This is a genomic window from Pseudomonas sp. B21-053 (genome assembly GCF_026016365.1).
In the GTDB taxonomy this organism is placed as follows: domain Bacteria; phylum Pseudomonadota; class Gammaproteobacteria; order Pseudomonadales; family Pseudomonadaceae; genus Aquipseudomonas; species Aquipseudomonas nunensis.
The window spans coordinates 5,394,036-5,411,614 of record NZ_CP087205.1; the positions used below are offsets into that span (position 1 = coordinate 5,394,036).

The following is a 17,579-nucleotide window of genomic DNA, read 5'->3' on the forward strand; positions in this document are numbered from 1 at the left end:
GAGCAACGCATGTCCAAATCAGCCGCCGGATTTTTTATCCTGGCCTTGTTGAGCGGCATTCTTCATCTTTGTTTGGCTCAGGAAGTAACACTTACAGTGCCGTTGATTGCTTGCGGCGTGTTCGCTTCGCTGTTCGTGTTGGCGCTGATCGCCGGTCGACGGATCAAATTTGATCCGGTTTTACGCTGAGCTTCAGCAGATTCAAGAGATTGTTAACCGTGACGGCCAATTCGCCGGAATTATCGAGTCGATGGATATGCGTATCGCCAATCGAGTCGTCCGCTACAAATAGCCGGTTGCGCTGGATTCTGGCGTCGATCTCTTCCAGGTTCTCGCGCCCCCGCCGCAACAACCGCTCACGCAACACTTCATCCTTGACCGTCAACAATACCGGTAGCAACCCGGGATAATGCTTCAGTGCGACGGGCAGATGACCTCGAGATCCATTTACCAGCACATGTCGACCATCTCGAAGCCATTGATCAATTTCGACGGGGATACCATAAGCCAGCCCATTCGCACGCCATGAAAGCGAAAAGCCCCCCTCCTCCCTGCGCCGTTCGAACTCCGCCTGGGAAACTCCCACGGCATCTTCGCCCACAGACTCCGCCGAACGCGTGATCACACGCCGCACGACTTCGCACCCCAGCGCTTGCAAAGGTTCTCGAGCTGCCTGAATGAGGCTGTCTTTGCCCGACCCGGAAGCACCCATCAGATAAATCAATCTGCCATCCATCCCGAAATCATCCCGCACTGTGGTTCGCCTCTAGCAAATCGGCCATTTGCCACTATCCTATACAAGGTAAGGAATGATAATCGAATCCGCATAGCATGCACCTTCAGGCGTCTCTGGACATCACCTGCCGGGCAAGAGGACGCGGCCAGTGATGCGGACCAGGGCAAACTTTTCAAACCAGTCCGCATTTCTGATAATTGGTGCTGGCATAACGCCTTTATCCAGTTCAATATTTGTCACAGAATTGACGCCAATGAACTGGCAAATTTGAGGCATGATGCGAGCCTCTATCAATTCAGGTTGAACATTTGGCCAGAGTGCTTGTCCTATCAGACATCCTGCGGCCAATCCCGAGAACCGCTCCCCTGAACTAACCGGTTAAATATATGCGCCCATTGAAACAGGCAATTTATTCCAGCCGTACGGCTGACAAGTTCGTCGTACGTCTGCCAGACGGAATGCGTGAACGCATTGCCGAGGTGGCTCGCAATCATCATCGCAGCATGAACTCCGAGATCATTGCGCGCCTTGAGCAGAGTCTTATTCAGGAAGGTGCACTGGGCGAAGAGCTGAGCATGCGCCTGGACAGCCCGGAGCTGTCGTTGCACGAACGTGAACTGCTGCAACGCTTCCGCCAACTCTCCCACCGTCAGCAAAATGCCCTTGTTTCGCTGATTGCCCATGACGCTGAAATGGCCGCAGACGCGTCCTGATTTACCCCAAAAAATTCAAGCCAGCATAATCGCTGGCTTTTTTTTGCCTTGAATTTGAGGCATAAAAAAACCCGCCAATCTGGCGGGTCTTGTAATACGACTCAGAGCAGGAAGATTGTCGCCAACCCAAGGAAGATGAAGAACCCGCCACTGTCAGTCATGGCCGTGATCATCACACTGGCCCCCATTGCCGGGTCGCGCCCCATACGTGCAAGGGTCATGGGGATCAATACCCCGGCCAATGCCGCAAGCAACAGATTCAGCGTCATCGCCGCCGTCATCACCACACCCAGTGACCAACTGCCATACAGCAGATAGGCGACGACACCAATCACACCGCCCCACACCAAGCCATTGATCAAACCCACCGCGAGCTCTTTGCGCATCAGGCGCGACGTATTGCCGGTACTGACCTGGTCCAGCGCCATGGCCCGAACGATCATGGTGATCGTCTGGTTACCCGAGTTACCGCCAATGCCCGCCACGATCGGCATCAATGCCGCGAGCGCCACCAGCTTCTCGATGGAGCCTTCAAACAGGCCAATCACCCGGGAGGCTACAAACGCAGTCACCAGGTTGACCGCCAGCCAGGACCAGCGGTTACGCAAGGATTTCCAGACTGACGCAAAAATGTCTTCTTCTTCGCGCAGACCCGCCATGTTGAGAACTTCGTTCTCGCTCTCTTCACGAATCAGGTCGACCATTTCATCGATCGTCAGACGGCCGATCAGCTTGCCGTTCTTGTCGACCACAGGCGCAGAGATCAAGTCGTAACGCTCAAACGCCTGAGCAGCGTCATAGGCATCTTCGTCCGGGTGGAAACTCACCGGATCACTGGCCATGACATCAGCAACTTGTTTATCCGGATCGTTGACCAGCAACCGCTTGATCGGCAACACGCCCTTGAGCACGCCGTCGTAATCAACCACGAACAATTTGTCCGTATGCCCCGGCAACTCTTTAAGGCGACGCAGATAGCGCAGAACCACTTCAAGACTGACATCCTCACGGATAGTCACCATCTCGAAGTCCATCAGCGCACCGACTTGCTCCTCGTCGTAGGACAACGCAGAGCGAACGCGCTCACGCTGTTGACCATCAAGGGTTTCCATCAACTCATGGACAACGTCTCGCGGCAGCTCGGAGGCCAGGTCAGCGAGTTCGTCGGCGTCCATGTCCTTGGCCGCAGCCAGGAGCTCGTGATCGTCCATGTCGGCGATCAGCGTTTCACGAACCGAATCGGATACTTCGAGAAGGATGTCGCCGTCACGATCAGCCTTGACCAATTGCCAGAGCGTCAGACGGTCGTCCAGCGGCAAGGCTTCAAGGATGTAGGCAACGTCGGCGGAGTGCAGATCATCGAGCTTGCGTTGCAGCTCGACGAGATTTTGCCGGTGAACCAGGTTCTCGACCCGGTCGTGGTGCGGACCTTCCTGGCGATGCGTCAGGTCTTCGACCACACGCTGACGCTGCAACAGCTCAACGACTTGAGCGAGGCGGTCCTGCAAGCTTTCCTGCGTTTTCTTTACTTCAACTTCGGACATAGGCGAACTCCACTCCCAGCAGCGGGGCACGCCGGAAGGATCAATCAGTCAATTCATGATTGGAAAAACGGGGTACTGAGTAACTACTGGGTAAGTCCATGGAGGTTTTCCATAAGCCCCGGCGGGGCTGACGGGCGCAATGATACACCGCCTGACGCTTTAAAACGTTAAAAAATCGTGGCTGAAACAAGCGCTTGCAAGACAAACCTGAGCGCTGCCCTTATCCATCAAACTGCGACGACTCATCCTGAAAAGAAAACACACCGCAGCCTGAATATGTAGCGACTACCCTTCAGATGGAACGTCATGGAGGACGCCGAATGCTATCGAACACACACCTTCTTTTACTCACCACCCTGCTCTACCTGCCGCCAACAGCCCTTGCCGCAACCATTCACCGATGTGAGGGCGCCGATGGGCGCATTACCTTCACGACGATGAGCTGCAGGGCCGGAGAGAGCCTTTCACTTCAGGATGTGCGCCCATTCATGCCAGGCACCATCGTTGCGCTCATGCCCGAAGCCACGCCCCAGAAAACCCCAGCTACGCACGCGCGACGAGGGGAATTGACCGTTGTCGGCCAATCCGAGGATAAATGTGGAAACGAGATCGACGCCAAACAACGTCGCGAAGCGATCATCAATCAGCGCGTCGTGGCCGGGATGAGTCAGCAGGATGTTGAGAGCTCGCTTGGCAAGCCGGACAAGATCAGTATTCGCAATTCACTCACGAGCTACCGGTATGACCTCAAGCGAGGCCGAAGTGCTCACGTTGATTTTGATGAGAGAGGATGTATCAAAGGAAAAGCCAAATCCCAGACGGCAAAAAGCCCGCGTTAAACGCGGGCTTTTTGGTGTTTGGTGCACTCGACAGGATTCGAACCTGTGACCGCTCGGTTCGTAGCCGAGTACTCTATCCAGCTGAGCTACGAGTGCATTTTGTGTTTTTAAACCAGACCACAACTGGCTGAAGCAAAGTCGCTCGCATTACTGCAAACAACTCTTAAATGGTGCACTCGACAGGATTCGAACCTGTGACCGCTCGGTTCGTAGCCGAGTACTCTATCCAGCTGAGCTACGAGTGCATTTGTTGCCGCGCATTATAGGCCGTCTAATCTCTATGTCAAACACTTTTTCTAGTAATTTCAACAACTTACCGAAGAAGCCAGATTACAACGTACTACGCAAATAATGGCGGAGAACGGGGGATTCGAACCCCCGACACCCTTTTGAGGTGTACTCCCTTAGCAGGGGAGCGCCTTCGGCCACTCGGCCAGCTCTCCGCAACACGGGGCGTATCTTAACCAACCTTTTCCCCGTTTGCAAACATAAAAAACGATAAAAATTAATGGCTTGGTTCGTCGTCCTTCTCTTTCTTGATCCGCAAGTAGATTTCCTCACGGTGAACAGCAACCTCTTTAGGCGCGTTAACGCCAATACGCACTTGATTTCCTTTGACGCCGAGCACGGTCACGGTGATTTCGCCATCACCAATAATCAGGCTTTCTGCGCACCGACGAGTCAGAATCAGCATACCTTTCTCCTCACGCATTACAGTTCAGGGACAACAGTCTGCAAAAAAAAGGCACTCGACCTACAACCGTTACGATCGCAGCCCTACATGCCTGAGTATTGACCAGCGCGAGCAAAAGAACAGTTCCTGGGTCGCGCTATTCAAAAAAGACGAAGGGCGCGGTCAGACCGCGCCCTTCGGTAAACGTCACTCGCCCTGACGGGCAGGCGCGTCCAGTTCGAAAGCCGTGTGCAGAGCGCGCACAGCCAGTTCCAGATACTTCTCTTCGATCACGACGGAGACTTTGATTTCCGAGGTCGAGATCATCTGGATGTTGATGCTTTCCTTGGCCAGGGATTCGAACATGCGGCTGGCCACACCGGCGTGAGAACGCATGCCGACGCCGACGATCGAGACCTTGGCGATCTTGATGTCACCCACGACTTCACGGGCACCGATCTCGCGAGCGGTGTTTTCCAGCACGGTTTGTGCGGCCTGGAAGTCATTGCGGTGTACGGTGAAGGTGAAGTCGGTGGTGTTATCGTGCGCAACGTTCTGCACGATCATGTCGACTTCAATGTTCGCGCCACTGATTGGCCCAAGAATCTTGAACGCAACACCCGGGGTGTCTGGCACGCCACGGATGGTCAGCTTGGCTTCATCGCGGTTGAAAGCGATGCCGGAAATGATCGGCTGTTCCATGGTTTCCTCTTCATCAATAGTAATGAGGGTGCCCGGACCCTCCTTGAAGCTGTGCAGTACGCGCAGCGGAACGTTGTACTTGCCAGCGAATTCCACCGCTCGGATCTGCAATACCTTGGAACCGAGGCTGGCCATTTCCAGCATCTCTTCAAAGGTAATCTTGTCCAGGCGCTGGGCCACGGACACCACGCGTGGGTCGGTGGTATAGACGCCATCCACATCGGTGTAGATCTGGCATTCATCAGCTTTCAAGGCTGCTGCCAGTGCCACGCCGGTGGTGTCGGAACCGCCACGACCGAGGGTGGTGATGTTGCCGTGCTCGTCGACGCCCTGGAAACCGGCGACAACCACCACACGACCCGCCTTCAGATCACCACGAATCTTCTGGTCGTCAATCTGCAAGATACGCGCTTTATTGTGCGCGCTGTCCGTCAGAATCCGCACCTGGTTACCGGTGTAGGACACCGCTGGCACGCCGCGCTTGATCAGCGCCATGGCCAACAGGGCAATCGTCACCTGCTCACCAGTGGAAACAATCACATCCAGCTCACGCGGAACCGGTTGACCGTCGCCACTGATTTGCTTGGCCAGATCGATCAGACGGTTGGTCTCGCCGCTCATTGCAGACAGCACAACCACCAGGTCATCGCCGGCATCGCGGAATTTCTTAACCTTGTCGGCGACCTGCTCGATTCTCTCGACAGTGCCGACCGAGGTGCCTCCAAATTTCTGTACGATCAAAGCCATTTCAAAGCCGCCTCTGCCCATGAAGGGCGCCCAATAATCACTCAAACAGTTGCCGAACCCGTCACTAGACCACGGGTTCGGCAAACCGCCTTATAAACCCTGCTCTACAAATGGAACGGTCAGGGCCAATGCCGCGTCCAGCGCACCGGCGTCTACACCACCGCCCTGCGCCATGTCCGGACGACCACCGCCCTTCCCGCCCACTGCCGCAGCGGCTTGCTTCATCAAATCACCGGCTTTGAGTTGGCCAGTCAGGTCCTTGGTTACGCCTGCAACCAGAACGACCTTTTCCTCATGGACACTGCCGAGCAGGATCACTGCGCGGCCGAGTTTGTTCTTCAATTGATCGACCAGCGCCAGCAGCGCCTTGCCGTCCTGACCGTCCAGACGCACGGCCAGCACTTTCACGCCTTTGACATCCAGCGCAGAGGCCGACAGATCGTCGCCCGCCGCGCTGGCTGCCTTGGCTTGCAACTGCTCGAGTTGCTTCTCCAGCAGACGGTTGCGCTCCAGCACAGCCGACAGCTTGTCGATCAGGTTGTCGCGGCTGCCCTTGACCAGGTTAGCCGCTTCCTTGAGTTGTTCTTCCGCAGCGTTCAAGTATGCCAGCGCCGCGGCGCCGGTGACCGCTTCGATACGACGCACGCCGGAAGCCACACCGCCTTCGCTGATGATTTTCAGCAGGCCGATGTCGCCGGTACGGTTGGCGTGGATGCCACCGCACAGTTCGACGGAGAAGTCGCCGCCCATGCTCAGCACGCGCACGTTGTCGCCGTACTTCTCGCCAAACAGCGCCATGGCGCCTTTTTGCTTGGCGGTTTCGATGTCGGTTTCTTCGGTTTCCACCGCGGAGTTCTTGCGGATCTCAGCGTTGACGATGTCTTCCAGAGCCTTCAACTGCTCAGGCTTGATCGCTTCGAAGTGGCTGAAGTCAAAGCGCAGACGCTGACTGTCGACCAACGAACCTTTCTGCTGAACGTGTTCGCCCAGCACCTGACGCAATGCGGCGTGCAGCAAGTGCGTCGCCGAGTGGTTCAGCGAAGTGGCGTGACGCACTTCGGCATCAACGTGGGTTTCTACCGGCGCGCCGATGGTCAGGCTGCCCAACACCGCTACACCGTGGTGCAGGAAAGCACCGCCAGTCTTGGTGGTATCACGCACATCGAAACGGCTGCTGCCGAGTTGCAGATAACCGCAATCGCCGATCTGGCCGCCGGACTCAGCGTAGAAAGGCGTCTGATTGAGGACGATCACGCCCTCTTCGCCTTCACTTAATACGTCGACCGACTGGCCATCTTTATAGATAGCGACAATCTTCGCCGAACCGCTGGTGGCTTTATAGCCGGTGAACTCAGTCGCCACGTCAACCTTGACCAGCGTGTTGTAGTCCAGGCCGAACGAACTGGCCGAACGCGCACGTACGCGCTGGGCTTCCATCTCGCGTTCGAAGCCGACTTCGTCGACCGTCAGGTTGCGTTCACGAGCGATGTCAGCCGTCAGGTCCATCGGGAAACCGTAGGTGTCATACAGCTTGAACACCACGTCGCCCGGCACCACGGTGCCTTTGAGTTCCAGCAGATCCTGCTCGAGAATCTTCAGGCCGTGCTCCAGGGTCTTGGAGAACTGCTCTTCTTCAGCCTTGAGCACGCGCTCGATGTTGGCTTGTTGCTGCTTGAGTTCCGGGAAGGCTTCGCCCATCTCGGCCACCAGCGCAGCAACGATCTTGTAGAAGAAGCTGCCAGTGGCACCGAGCTTGTTACCGTGACGGCACGCGCGACGAATGATCCGGCGCAGTACATAGCCGCGACCTTCGTTGGACGGCAGCACGCCGTCGGCGATCAGGAAACCGCACGAACGGATGTGGTCGGAAACCACCTTGAGCGAAGACTGGTCGTCATTGCTGCAACCAATCGCCTGGGCCGAAGCGCTCAGCAAGTTCTTGAACAGGTCGATTTCATAGTTGGAATGAACGTGCTGCATCACCGCACTGATCCGCTCCAGGCCCATGCCGGTGTCTACCGATGGCGCTGGCAGCGGATGCAACACGCCGTCGGCGGTGCGGTTGAACTGCATGAACACGTTGTTCCAGATCTCGATGTAACGGTCGCCATCTTCTTCCGGCGAACCCGGTGGGCCGCCCCAGATGTGCTCGCCGTGATCGTAGAAAATCTCGGTGCAGGGACCGCACGGGCCGGTATCGCCCATGGTCCAGAAGTTGTCGGACGCGTACGGCGCGCCCTTGTTGTCGCCGATGCGAATCATGCGCTCGGCCGGTACACCGATCTGCTGGGTCCAGATGTCATAAGCCTCGTCGTCCGTGGCATAGACGGTTACCCAGAGTTTTTCCTTGGGCAGTTTCAGGACACCGGTCAGGAAGGTCCAGGCGTAGGTGATCGCGTCGTGCTTGAAATAATCACCGAAGCTGAAGTTACCCAGCATTTCAAAAAACGTGTGGTGACGAGCGGTATAACCGACGTTTTCCAGGTCACTGTTCTTGCCACCGGCGCGCACGCATTTCTGGCTGCTGGTCGCACGGGTGTACGCACGTTTTTCCTGGCCCAGGAAGCAGTCCTTGAACTGGTTCATCCCCGCGTTAGTGAACAGCAGGGTTGGGTCGTTGCCCGGAATCAAAGAGCTGGAGGCTACACGGGTGTGGCCTTGCTCTTCGAAGAAGCGAAGGAAGGCTTCACGGATTTCTGCGCTTTTCATTAGGTTCTTCCACGGAGGCTGCGGCCAAAGGCCTGTGCGAAACGTCAACAGACGAAGCGACGGCAAAGGGCCGCATTATATCGGCCCTGCGCGCGGGGTACAGCGTGTTTATACGATAGAAACGGTCAATTGGACGGCTAACGCTGTCAGTTGCGCGAAAACTCGACGAATGTCGCGATGACCTGCTCGATTTGTGCACGGCTGACGTCCATGTGCGTGACCATCCGCAGACGGCCGGCGGCGCTCAGCTTGATGCCGCGCTCGCCCGCGAACGCCTTGATCGCTTCGGCCTTGTCGCCCATCTGCACGTAAACCATGTTGGTCTGCACCGGTTCGACGTCGTAACCGGCCTTACGCAGGCCATCAGCCAGAAATTGCGCATTGGCGTGATCGTCGGCCAGTCGCTGAACGTTGTTGTCCAGAGCATACAACCCTGCCGCCGCCAGAATCCCGGCCTGACGCATGCCGCCGCCGACCATTTTACGCAGGCGACGCGCCTTCGCGATCAACTCGGTCGTGCCGCAAAGCACCGAACCAATCGGCGCACCCAGGCCTTTGGACAGGCAGACCGAAACAGAATCGAAGTGCTGAGTGATTTCCCGGGCATCGACACCCAGTTTGACCGCGGCGTTGTAGAGACGCGCGCCATCCAGGTGCAGGACCAGACCGTGTTCGCGGGTGAAACTGCGCGCCTTGGCCAGGTACTCCAATGGCAGGACCTTGCCCTGCATGGTGTTTTCCAGCGCAAGCAAGCGAGTGCGCGCGAAATGGAAGTCGTCGGGCTTGATCGAGGCAGCCACGTGGGCCAGGTCCAGCGAGCCATCGGCTTGCACTTCCAGCGGTTGCGGCTGGATCGAGCCGAGTACGGCCGCACCGCCACCTTCGTACTTATAGGTGTGAGCCTGCTGACCGACGATGTATTCGTCGCCACGCTCGCAATGCGCCATCAAACCCAACAGGTTGCTCATGGTGCCCGTCGGCACGAACAGCGCGGCGGCAAAACCCAGCCGTTTTGCCAGTTCCGCTTCCAGACGATTGACCGTCGGATCTTCACCGTAAACGTCGTCACCCGTGGCCGCGTTGGCCATCGCGTCGAGCATCCCTGCGGTCGGTTGGGTGACGGTGTCGCTGCGAAGATCGATAACGCTCATAAATCTGGCCTCGGTAATCAGGGGGAAATCATTTTCCAAGTGGAATTACTGCGGGCACGCCGGCGAATAATCAACCCTTAGGCGAGGAAAAGGCGCATTGCTGCTTCGAAAAACCCGATATCAATCATCAGAAAGCAGCAATGCGCAGGCGAGAAATATGTGGTAAAAACGCTTCGCCGCCAAACAATCTGGCGGCAAAACGTTCTCAGGGCGGGGTGCAACTCCCCACCGGCGGTAATTGCGCGCAATGCGCATAGCCCGCGAGCGCTTGGTGACAGTACGGCTTCGGCGGTGACTGGCGGCAAGGTCAGCAGACCCGGTGTGATCCCGGGGCCGACGGTCATAGTCCGGATGAAGAGAGAACGGGATTGGCGCCAAAGGGCCGTTTGCACGCATTTTTGCGAGCGCGCGTACCCTTAAATCCCATTCGATTCATAAGCCCTGTTTTTCACACAAACAGGAACCAGAACATGCAACCCACCGCAATCGACAGCAAAAGCAAAAACCATCAGGGCGAGCGCGTCGCGTTCATCCAGGCCTGCTGGCACAAGGAAATCGTCGACCAGAGCCGTAAAGGCTTCCTCGCCGAAATGATTGCCCAGGGCTATCAGGAATCGGATATCGATTTCTTCGAAGTCGGCGGCGCCTTTGAAATCCCGTTGCACGCCAAGCTGCTGGCCAAGTCCGGTCGTTATGCCGGCATCGTTGCCGCAGGTCTGGTGGTGGACGGCGGGATCTACCGTCACGAATTCGTCGCCCAATCGGTGATCAGCGGCCTGATGCAGGTGCAGCTGGAAACTGAAGTGCCGGTGTTCTCGGTGGTCCTGACCCCGCATCACTTCCATGCCGGTGAAGAACATCAGAAGTTCTTCTTCGAGCATTTCGTGCACAAGGGCCAGGAAGCGGCGAAGACCTGTGCGGATACGCTGCACAAGACGCGAGCGCTGCGTCGCAATGAGCCACGCGCGGTAGCGGTCTAAAACGACAATCCTGTGGTTTGGGTGGGATCTTTGAATTCACCCAAATCAAATGTGGGAGCGGGCTTGCTCGCGAAGGCGGACTGTCAGTCGACTACTTTGTTGACTGATCTACCGCTTTTGCGAGCAAGCCCGCTCCCACATTGGTTTTGCGTTGTGCTCAGGCCAGGTTTTCGTCTGTGGTCGGCACGATCAGGATGCCGGCGCGCAGGCCGTTCTTGACCTTGGGGTTCGGGAAAATGATCCGGGCGCCCTTCTCTTCGATGATCCAGCGGGTCTGGGCGATGTCTTCGGCCAGCACGTAACCCACTTCCAACTCCGAAAAGTTCTCGATGTCCGCTGGCAGGTTCAAGCGGAAGCTATCGCTGTGCTTGATGATTTCCCGTGCCACGCTGAACAACTGCAAACCGTCCAGCGACGCTTCGGCCAAGGGCGGTTCGTTACCTTCGATGATCTGTTTGAGGCGGGTTTCCAGCAGATCGACGTTGACCCCGGAGTTCTGTCCGAATGGCCGGGCCTTGCCCAATTCGAGAGTAAAGGACTCGGCACCGAGCTTGTCGTAGGTGTAGGAGCTGAACACGATGGACGGCTTGTTCTGCAGCAGCACCGCTTCCATGCCGGCGGCGCGCAGACGAGCCAGTTCCCGGCGTGAATGCAGGCGGTCTTCTTTCCACGGGTACAGCGCGAACTGCTCGATTTTCGAGCCACGAATCGCGGTGTGCAGGTCGTAGTGCAGACGGTCGCGGTCCGGCAGGCTGAAGAAACTCGCCGCCAGTCGTTCCAGTTCACAAGCACGCAGGGCTTCGGAACCGCTGCTTTGCTCGTGACGGCCGTTGAACAGCCGATTGACATCCTGCTCGATGAAACGCTCGCCGCGACGGATCGCCTCGGGGTTACCGAACAGGAACAGAATACGGGCGCGCGGCTTGAGGTCGCCGCGAGCGATGTCATGTAACAGGCGATCGAGCAACTCGATCGGCGCTGTTTCGTTGCCGTGGATCCCCGCTGACAGCAGCAAGTCCAGGCCATTGTCGCGAGCTTCAGGTGGCCGGACTTCCAGCGCACCTTCGCTCAACCAGCGCATCCGCACGCCTTCGACAGTCAGTTGAGTCTTCTCCGCCGGTTCGCGGCCGGCGAGGGTCAGTTCAAGCAGTTTGCCGAGGGCGAGCATAGAGCGGTTTCCTTAGTGGTCGTGTGCGCAATCCGGGCCGTGCACGTGGTCTTCGTCACCGACTTCGGCCGGTTCCATTTCCAGTTGCAGACTTACCAGATTAGTCGCCAATGGGCGCAGCAGCAGGTTTGCGTATTCAGCATCGCCTTCTTCGACGTCCACGCCGATCAGCAATTGGCCGCGGCCGTCTTGCTGGATCCACAGCTCTTTGCCTTGCCACAGGACCGCGACGCGGGTGCAGGAGGTTTCCAGTTGCGTGCCGTCGGTGTCTTCAAGGATCAGCTGCAGGGTATCGCTCATGTCTATTACGCTCTCGTCTGGAGATAAAAGCGGCGCTCGAAGCGCCAGCCTTTAATTGATCTGGAATGGATAAACCGCGCCCAGTTTAAGGATTTGCGTCAGTTCATCCAGTGCCGTCCGGCATTCAAGCAGCAATTGCGGGTCCGCGAGATCGTTTTCGGTCATGCGGTCGCGGTAGTGCTTGTCGACCCATTCGGTCAGCGTGCCGTACAACGGTGCCGTCATGATAACCCCTGGATTGACCGCCGCCAGTTCGGTTTCGTTGAGCGCCACGCGAAGTCTCAGGCAAGCCGGGCCACCGCCGTTCTGCATGCTCTGCTTCAGATCGAAGACTTTCACTTCGCGGATCAGCCCGCCAGAGCTGGTCAAACCTTGCAGGTATTGCCAGACGCGCTCGTTGCCACGGCATTCTTCCGGCACGATCAAGAGCATGGAGCCGTCAGGACGCGACAGCAGCTGGCTATTGAACAAGTAGGAACGAACCGCGTCCTCTACGCTGACCGCCGAACGCGGCACACAGACAGACTGAAATTTCCCACCGACTTTTGCGAGTTTTCCGGAAAGCTCGGCCAGCATCTGTTCGGTGTCGAGGAACGCATCCTCGTGATAGAACAAAACCTCGCCGTTGCCCACGGCGATCACGTCGTTATGGAACACGCCCTGATCGATCACCGAAGGATTCTGCTGGGCATAAACCACACCGTCATCACTCAAGCCGTGCAAACGCGCAACAGCCTGGGAGGCTTCGAGGGTCTGGCGTGCCGGGTATTTCTGCGGTGCCGGGTAACGGTTATCGAACGCGCTGCGACCGAACACGAAGAACTCGACACCAGCCTCGCCATATTCACGGCAGAAACGGGTGTGGTTGGCCGCGCCTTCGTCACCGAACTGCGCCACGGCCGGCAATGCGGCGTGGTGCGCGAAGTGTTTCTGGTCGGCGAACATGGCGCCGAGCACGCGGCTGGTGGTCGGGTGCTCGATGCTGCGGTGATATTTGCAGTTCAGGTTGGCGGCGGTGAAATGCACGCGACCATCGGCGGTGTCGGCGCTCGGGCTGACAGTGGCGGCGTTCGCCACCCACATGCTCGATGCCGAGCAACTGGCGACCAGCAGCGGCATCGCATCTTTAGCCGCCTGCTCAATGACCTGAGCGTCGGTGCCGCTGAAACCCAAGCGGCGCAAAGCGGCGACATCCGGGCGTTCTTGCGGTGCGAGCACGCCTTGTTGAAAGCCCATTTCCATCAGGGCCTTCATTTTTGCCAGGCCCTGCAACGCCGCTTCCTTCGGGTTCGAAGACTGCTGGCTGTTGCTCTGGGACGCGACGTTGCCGTAGGAAAGGCCGCCGTAGTTATGGGTCGGCCCCACTAGACCGTCAAAATTGACTTCATAGGATTTCATCAGCGAGGCTCCACGAGAATCTGTTGTTATAGGCATCAGGTAACAATTCAATAAGACCGAGGCGCGGCTTTCGCGGGCAAGCCTCGCTCCTACAGGTTTTGCGCAACCCTGTGGGAGCGAGCCTGCTCGCGAATGGCCGTTACGCCATCCGCACGCCAGGCGTCAGGGTCGCAGGCAACACCAGGCTCGGGGTTTCCAGCGAAGCCACCGGGTACGCGCAGTAATCTGCGGCGTAGTAGGCGCTGGCGCGGTGGTTGCCCGAGGCGCCGACGCCGCCGAATGGCGCGCTGCTCGCAGCGCCGGTCAGCTGTTTGTTCCAGTTGACGATACCGGCGCGGCTTTCCAGCCAGAACTGCTGGTAACGCGCTTCGGAATCAGAGAGCAAACCGGCCGCCAGGCCATAGTCGGTGTCGTTGGCTTCAGCAATCGCCGCTTCAAAATCAGCGTAGCGGATCACTTGCAGCAACGGACCGAACAGCTCTTCGTCAGGACGGTCGGCAACGGCGGTAACGTCCAGAATGCCCGGGGTCAGCAACGCGGCCTGAGCCTGAGGCTGAGTCATTTCCAGCAGCGCTACTGCGCCAGTGGCCAACAGATGTTCCTGGGCATCCATCAACGCTTTCGCAGCGCCGAGGGAAATCACCGAGCCCATGAACGGTGCCGGCGTCTGGTCGAACGCACCGACGTCAATTGTCGAGCTGACCGCCACCAGACGCTCCAGCAACGTGTCGCCCCAAGCGCCTTGCGGCACCAGCAAGCGGCGGGCACAGGTGCAACGCTGACCGGCGGAAATGAATGCCGACTGAATGATGGTGTAAACCGCGGCATCCAGATCGGCGACTTCGTCGACCACCAATGGATTGTTGCCGCCCATTTCCAGCGCGAGGATTTTGTCCGGACGCCCGGCAAATTGTTGATGCAGGTGATTACCGGTGCGGCTCGAACCGGTGAAGAACAAACCGTCGATCCCAGGGTTCGCCGCCAGGGCGATACCGGTTTCGCGAGCGCCTTGCAGCAGGTTCAACACACCCGCTGGCAGCCCGGCTTCGATCCAGCACTTGACCGTCAGCTCGGCGACTTTCGGCGTCAGTTCGCTGGGCTTGAACAGCACGCTGTTACCGGCCAGCAGCGCCGGGACGATGTGACCGTTCGGCAAGTGACCCGGGAAGTTGTAAGGACCGAACACCGCGACCACACCGTGTGGCTTGTGGCGCAGCACGGCAGTGGCGTCGCCCAACGGGCCGCTCTTCTCGCCAGTACGTTCACGGTAGCTCTGCACCGAGATCGCGATTTTGTTGATCATGCTGGTGACTTCAGTCGCCGATTCCCACAGGGGTTTACCGGTTTCTTCACCGATGCAGCGAGCCAGTTCGTCAGCGTGGTTTTTCAGGGCGGCGGCAAAGGCTTCCAATACGCTGATGCGCTCGTCGAGGGTGCGACGGGCCCAGCCCGGGAACGCCTGACGCGCGGCTTGCACGGCGGATTCAACCTGAGCGGTGGTGGCGCCTTCGCCGGTCCACAGTACTTGTTGGGTCACCGGGTTCAGCGATTGAAAGGCTTCACCCTGGCCGGCCAGCCATTCACCTGCGATGTATAGCGAATTCATTATTTCGACTCCCGAGCAGCGGACAACGGAACGGCGCGCACTTGATCGCCGGCGTTGAGATGAAGGCGTTTGGCGGTCAACTGATCAACCACCAACGTGCCGGCGGCGAAGCGAGCTGGCGCGGCAGTGACACGGCAGTCTTCGCGCTTGCGGTTGTGAATCAGGAAAGGCGTGGCGTCATCCCCCGGCGTGCCGATGGCCAGCACCAGCGCCTGGCTGTCGCGGACCGCGCGGATCTTGCCGGTTTCACATTCCACCGACGGGCCGGCGTCGAAAATATCGACGTAGCCCTGATAGCTGAAACCTTCGCTCTTGAGCATCGACAGGGCCGGCTCGGTGTCCGGGTGAACCTGGCCGATGACGTTGCGCGCGTCTGGCGACAGGAAGCAGGTGTACAGCGGAAACTTCGGCATCAGTTCGGCGATAAACGCCTTGTTGCCGACGCCGGTCAGGTAATCCGCCTGGCTGAATTCCATCTTGAAGAAGTGCCGGCCCAGGCTTTCCCAGAACGGCGAACGCCCGGCGTCGTCGGACACACCGCGCATCTCGGCAATGATCTTGTTACCGAACAGCTCCGGGAATTCGGCGATGAACAACATCCGCGCCTTGGCCAGCAGCCGGCCATTGAGGCCATTGCGGAAATCGGCGTGCAGGAACAGCGAGCACAGCTCGGAGTTGCCGGTCAGGTCGTTGGCCAGGAACAGCGTCGGAATTTCGCGATAGATGTTCAGTTCTTGCGAGGCGCTGACCGTCAGGCCGACCCGGAAGTTGTACCAGGGCTCACGCAGGCCGACCGCGCCAGCGATGGCGGAAATCCCCACCACCCGGCCGTTGTCGTCTTCGAGCACGAACAGGTAGTCCGCATCGCCCCGCCCGGCTTCGCCGCGAAAGGTTTTCTCGGCCCAGCCGACCCGATGGGCCAGACGTTCTTCGTTGGCCGGCAAGGTAGTCAGGCCGGTGCCAGTGCTGCGGGCCAGGTCGATCAGAGCGGGTAAATCGCTGCTGCGTACGGGACGAACGATCATGCTATCTCCTCAAACGGGCCGCTTGCGCCACCCGCGAAACACTCTGAAAGGCTTTAAACCGCGACCAGGCGCACGCTGGCACCTTCACCGACGCCCAAGGCTTCGGCCGCTTCTAGATCCAGGGTCACGGGTTTGCCCGGCGCGTAATCGAGCTCGAGCAATACCGCGCGGTAATCCTGCAACTGGGCGTTGGCCACCAGGTACTGACGACCGGCGCCTTTGACCGGCTCACCGATTTTCACCGGGACTACACGGCTCTGGGCGATCGAACGGATCCCCGAGACACGGGCGTGCAAGGTCGGGCCGCCGTCGAAAATGTCGATGTAGTGATCGGTCTCGAAGCCTTCGCGCATCAGGATGTCGAAGGTGATCTGCGCCCGTGGGTGCACTTGGCCCATCGCTTCTTGAGCGGTGTCCGGCAGCAACGGCACGTAGATCGGGTAATGCGGCATCAGTTCGGCGAGGAAGGTCCGGCTCTTCAGGCCGCACAGACGCTCGGCAGCGGCGTAGTTGAGGTCGAAGAAGTTGCGACCGATCGCGTCCCAGAACGGCGAGTCGCCATTTTCATCGCTGTAGCCGACGATCTCGGTCACCACGGAATCGGCAAAGCGCTCCGGGTGGCTGGCCACAAACAGCAGGCGGCCACGGGAGTTGAGTTCCGCCCACGGCGAACCCACCAACTCAGGCTTCACGTAGAAACTGGTCAGCAAGCTGTTGCCGGTCAGGTCGTGGCACTGGGAGAGCACGTGGATCTTGTTATGAATCTTCAGCTCGCGGGAGGCGTGCACGAAGGTTTCATTACGGAAACTGTAGAACGGCTCGGAATAACCGGCCGACGCGACGATCGCCGAGCAGCCCACCAGTTTGCCGGTGGCACTGTCTTCGAGGACGAAGAAATAGCTCTCTTCACCGTTGAAGCTGACTTCAGCGGAAAACGACGCTTCGCTCGCGGCGATCTTGTCGCTCAGGCGTTCAACGTCATCCGGCAAGGAAGTGACACCAATCGGGCTGTCCGCAGCCAGACGCTGTACCTCGCCCAGATCAGCCATTTGCGCGGGGCGCATCACCAGCATGGTGTCACTCCTTTCTCGTAAAACTCTTATAGGAAAATAGCCGGACCAGTCCTGAAACGACTCGGACTAATGTGGGAGCGGGCTTGCTCGCGAAAGCGGTGTATCAGTCGACATTGCTGGTGTCTGACCCACCGCTTTCGCGAGCAAGCCCGCTCCCACATTTGATCCGGTCCGGCATAAAAATTTGGATCGACGCCTGAAATGTCAGGCGTCGA

General features: G+C 58.4%; 16 protein-coding genes, 3 tRNA genes and 1 riboswitch. Of the genes, 4 read left to right on the forward strand and 15 right to left on the reverse strand.

Annotated features, from left to right (window positions below):
* Window positions 1-9: 9 nt before the first annotated feature.
* On the forward strand, window positions 10-189 hold the full coding sequence (locus LOY68_RS24105) for a PA3371 family protein (protein WP_163912756.1): 180 nt from the start codon (window positions 10-12) through the stop codon (window positions 187-189).
* Here LOY68_RS24105 and phnN read toward each other — a convergent pair.
* On the reverse strand, window positions 164-736 hold the full coding sequence (phnN, locus tag LOY68_RS24110; RefSeq protein ID WP_265040390.1) for a phosphonate metabolism protein/1,5-bisphosphokinase (PRPP-forming) PhnN: 573 nt from the start codon (window positions 734-736) through the stop codon (window positions 164-166). The genes LOY68_RS24105 and phnN overlap by 26 nt on opposite strands.
* 386 nt (window positions 737-1,122) lie before the next feature.
* Between phnN and LOY68_RS24115 the strand changes: the two genes are divergently transcribed.
* Complete coding sequence (locus LOY68_RS24115; protein ID WP_003178899.1) at window positions 1,123-1,449, forward strand: Arc family DNA-binding protein; 327 nt, start codon at window positions 1,123-1,125, stop codon at window positions 1,447-1,449.
* Between the two features lie 101 nt (window positions 1,450-1,550).
* On the opposite strand, the gene mgtE is transcribed toward LOY68_RS24115, so the two are convergent.
* Window positions 1,551-2,993, reverse strand: a complete 1,443-nt coding sequence (mgtE, locus tag LOY68_RS24120; protein WP_054044736.1) for a magnesium transporter — start codon at window positions 2,991-2,993, stop codon at window positions 1,551-1,553.
* Window positions 2,994-3,313: 320 nt separating this feature from the next.
* Here mgtE and LOY68_RS24125 point away from each other — a divergent pair, with 320 nt between their 5' ends.
* The gene (locus tag LOY68_RS24125; protein WP_265040395.1) at window positions 3,314-3,832 is read left to right on the forward strand and encodes a cell envelope protein SmpA; all 519 of its coding nucleotides are present in this window, start codon (window positions 3,314-3,316) and stop codon (window positions 3,830-3,832) included.
* 19 nt (window positions 3,833-3,851) lie between these two features.
* Here the strand turns inward: LOY68_RS24125 and LOY68_RS24130 are convergent.
* The 7 genes from LOY68_RS24130 to ltaE form a co-directional block, all read right to left on the reverse strand.
* Window positions 3,852-3,928: transfer RNA gene (locus LOY68_RS24130), tRNA-Arg, on the reverse strand.
* 72 nt (window positions 3,929-4,000) lie between these two features.
* Window positions 4,001-4,077: transfer RNA gene (locus LOY68_RS24135), tRNA-Arg, on the reverse strand.
* A 107-nt stretch (window positions 4,078-4,184) separates the two neighbouring features.
* A tRNA-Ser gene (locus LOY68_RS24140) sits at window positions 4,185-4,275 on the reverse strand.
* A 62-nt stretch (window positions 4,276-4,337) separates the two neighbouring features.
* Window positions 4,338-4,526 carry a carbon storage regulator CsrA gene (csrA, locus tag LOY68_RS24145; RefSeq protein WP_003178872.1) on the reverse strand — a complete coding sequence of 63 codons (189 nt, stop codon included), beginning with the start codon at window positions 4,524-4,526 and terminating at the stop codon, window positions 4,338-4,340.
* A 186-nt stretch (window positions 4,527-4,712) separates the two neighbouring features.
* Entirely contained in the window at window positions 4,713-5,954 is a 1,242-nt protein-coding gene (locus LOY68_RS24150; protein WP_054044740.1) for an aspartate kinase, read from the reverse strand.
* A gap of 90 nt (window positions 5,955-6,044) precedes the next feature.
* Window positions 6,045-8,663 (reverse strand): alanine--tRNA ligase, encoded by a 2,619-nt coding sequence (gene alaS / locus LOY68_RS24155; protein ID WP_054044742.1) that lies wholly within the window; start codon window positions 8,661-8,663, stop codon window positions 6,045-6,047.
* 146 nt (window positions 8,664-8,809) lie between these two features.
* Entirely contained in the window at window positions 8,810-9,814 is a 1,005-nt protein-coding gene (ltaE, locus tag LOY68_RS24160) for a low-specificity L-threonine aldolase (protein WP_265040399.1), read from the reverse strand.
* Window positions 9,815-10,011: 197 nt separating this feature from the next.
* Window positions 10,012-10,182, forward strand: a riboswitch (FMN riboswitch).
* Between the two features lie 102 nt (window positions 10,183-10,284).
* Here ltaE and LOY68_RS24165 point away from each other — a divergent pair.
* Window positions 10,285-10,794: a 6,7-dimethyl-8-ribityllumazine synthase gene (locus LOY68_RS24165; protein ID WP_054044746.1), complete on the forward strand. Its 510-nt coding sequence runs from the start codon at window positions 10,285-10,287 to the stop codon at window positions 10,792-10,794.
* A gap of 157 nt (window positions 10,795-10,951) precedes the next feature.
* Here LOY68_RS24165 and astE read toward each other — a convergent pair whose 3' ends face one another.
* From astE to aruF, 6 genes are all read right to left on the reverse strand, one after another.
* Complete coding sequence (astE, locus tag LOY68_RS24170; RefSeq protein WP_163912744.1) at window positions 10,952-11,962, reverse strand: succinylglutamate desuccinylase; 1,011 nt, start codon at window positions 11,960-11,962, stop codon at window positions 10,952-10,954.
* Between the two features lie 12 nt (window positions 11,963-11,974).
* A complete protein-coding gene (locus tag LOY68_RS24175) occupies window positions 11,975-12,262 on the reverse strand; it encodes a hypothetical protein (protein ID WP_010457234.1) in 288 nt (95 codons plus the stop codon).
* A 51-nt stretch (window positions 12,263-12,313) separates the two neighbouring features.
* Window positions 12,314-13,660, reverse strand: a complete 1,347-nt coding sequence (gene astB, locus LOY68_RS24180; RefSeq protein ID WP_163912742.1) for an N-succinylarginine dihydrolase — start codon at window positions 13,658-13,660, stop codon at window positions 12,314-12,316.
* 139 nt (window positions 13,661-13,799) lie between these two features.
* Window positions 13,800-15,269 carry a succinylglutamate-semialdehyde dehydrogenase gene (gene astD / locus LOY68_RS24185; protein WP_265045828.1) on the reverse strand — a complete coding sequence of 490 codons (1,470 nt, stop codon included), beginning with the start codon at window positions 15,267-15,269 and terminating at the stop codon, window positions 13,800-13,802.
* On the reverse strand, window positions 15,266-16,291 hold the full coding sequence (astA, locus tag LOY68_RS24190; RefSeq protein WP_054044755.1) for an arginine N-succinyltransferase: 1,026 nt from the start codon (window positions 16,289-16,291) through the stop codon (window positions 15,266-15,268). The genes astD and astA overlap by 4 nt, the downstream gene beginning before the upstream one ends.
* 53 nt (window positions 16,292-16,344) lie before the next feature.
* Complete coding sequence (gene aruF, locus LOY68_RS24195; RefSeq protein WP_054044757.1) at window positions 16,345-17,364, reverse strand: arginine/ornithine succinyltransferase subunit alpha; 1,020 nt, start codon at window positions 17,362-17,364, stop codon at window positions 16,345-16,347.
* Window positions 17,365-17,579 lie beyond the last annotated feature (215 nt).

Excerpts from the sequence above, each read along its gene's own strand:
- ltaE (WP_265040399.1), bottom strand. The coding sequence starts at position 9,814 with ATGAGCGTTATCGATCTTCGCAGCGACACCGTCACCCAACCGACCGCA.
- astE (WP_163912744.1), bottom strand. The coding sequence starts at position 11,962 with ATGCTCGCCCTCGGCAAACTGCTTGAACTGACCCTCGCCGGCCGCGAA.
- alaS (WP_054044742.1), bottom strand. The coding sequence starts at position 8,663 with ATGAAAAGCGCAGAAATCCGTGAAGCCTTCCTTCGCTTCTTCGAAGAG.
- mgtE (WP_054044736.1), bottom strand. The coding sequence starts at position 2,993 with ATGTCCGAAGTTGAAGTAAAGAAAACGCAGGAAAGCTTGCAGGACCGC.
- LOY68_RS24150 (WP_054044740.1), bottom strand. The coding sequence starts at position 5,954 with ATGGCTTTGATCGTACAGAAATTTGGAGGCACCTCGGTCGGCACTGTC.
- astA (WP_054044755.1), bottom strand. The coding sequence starts at position 16,291 with ATGATCGTTCGTCCCGTACGCAGCAGCGATTTACCCGCTCTGATCGAC.
- LOY68_RS24165 (WP_054044746.1), top strand. The coding sequence starts at position 10,285 with ATGCAACCCACCGCAATCGACAGCAAAAGCAAAAACCATCAGGGCGAG.
- astB (WP_163912742.1), bottom strand. The coding sequence starts at position 13,660 with ATGAAATCCTATGAAGTCAATTTTGACGGTCTAGTGGGGCCGACCCAT.
- LOY68_RS24175 (WP_010457234.1), bottom strand. The coding sequence starts at position 12,262 with ATGAGCGATACCCTGCAGCTGATCCTTGAAGACACCGACGGCACGCAA.
- aruF (WP_054044757.1), bottom strand. The coding sequence starts at position 17,364 with ATGCTGGTGATGCGCCCCGCGCAAATGGCTGATCTGGGCGAGGTACAG.
- LOY68_RS24105 (WP_163912756.1), top strand. The coding sequence starts at position 10 with ATGTCCAAATCAGCCGCCGGATTTTTTATCCTGGCCTTGTTGAGCGGC.
- phnN (WP_265040390.1), bottom strand. The coding sequence starts at position 736 with ATGGATGGCAGATTGATTTATCTGATGGGTGCTTCCGGGTCGGGCAAA.
- LOY68_RS24125 (WP_265040395.1), top strand. The coding sequence starts at position 3,314 with ATGCTATCGAACACACACCTTCTTTTACTCACCACCCTGCTCTACCTG.
- LOY68_RS24115 (WP_003178899.1), top strand. The coding sequence starts at position 1,123 with ATGCGCCCATTGAAACAGGCAATTTATTCCAGCCGTACGGCTGACAAG.
- csrA (WP_003178872.1), bottom strand. The coding sequence starts at position 4,526 with ATGCTGATTCTGACTCGTCGGTGCGCAGAAAGCCTGATTATTGGTGAT.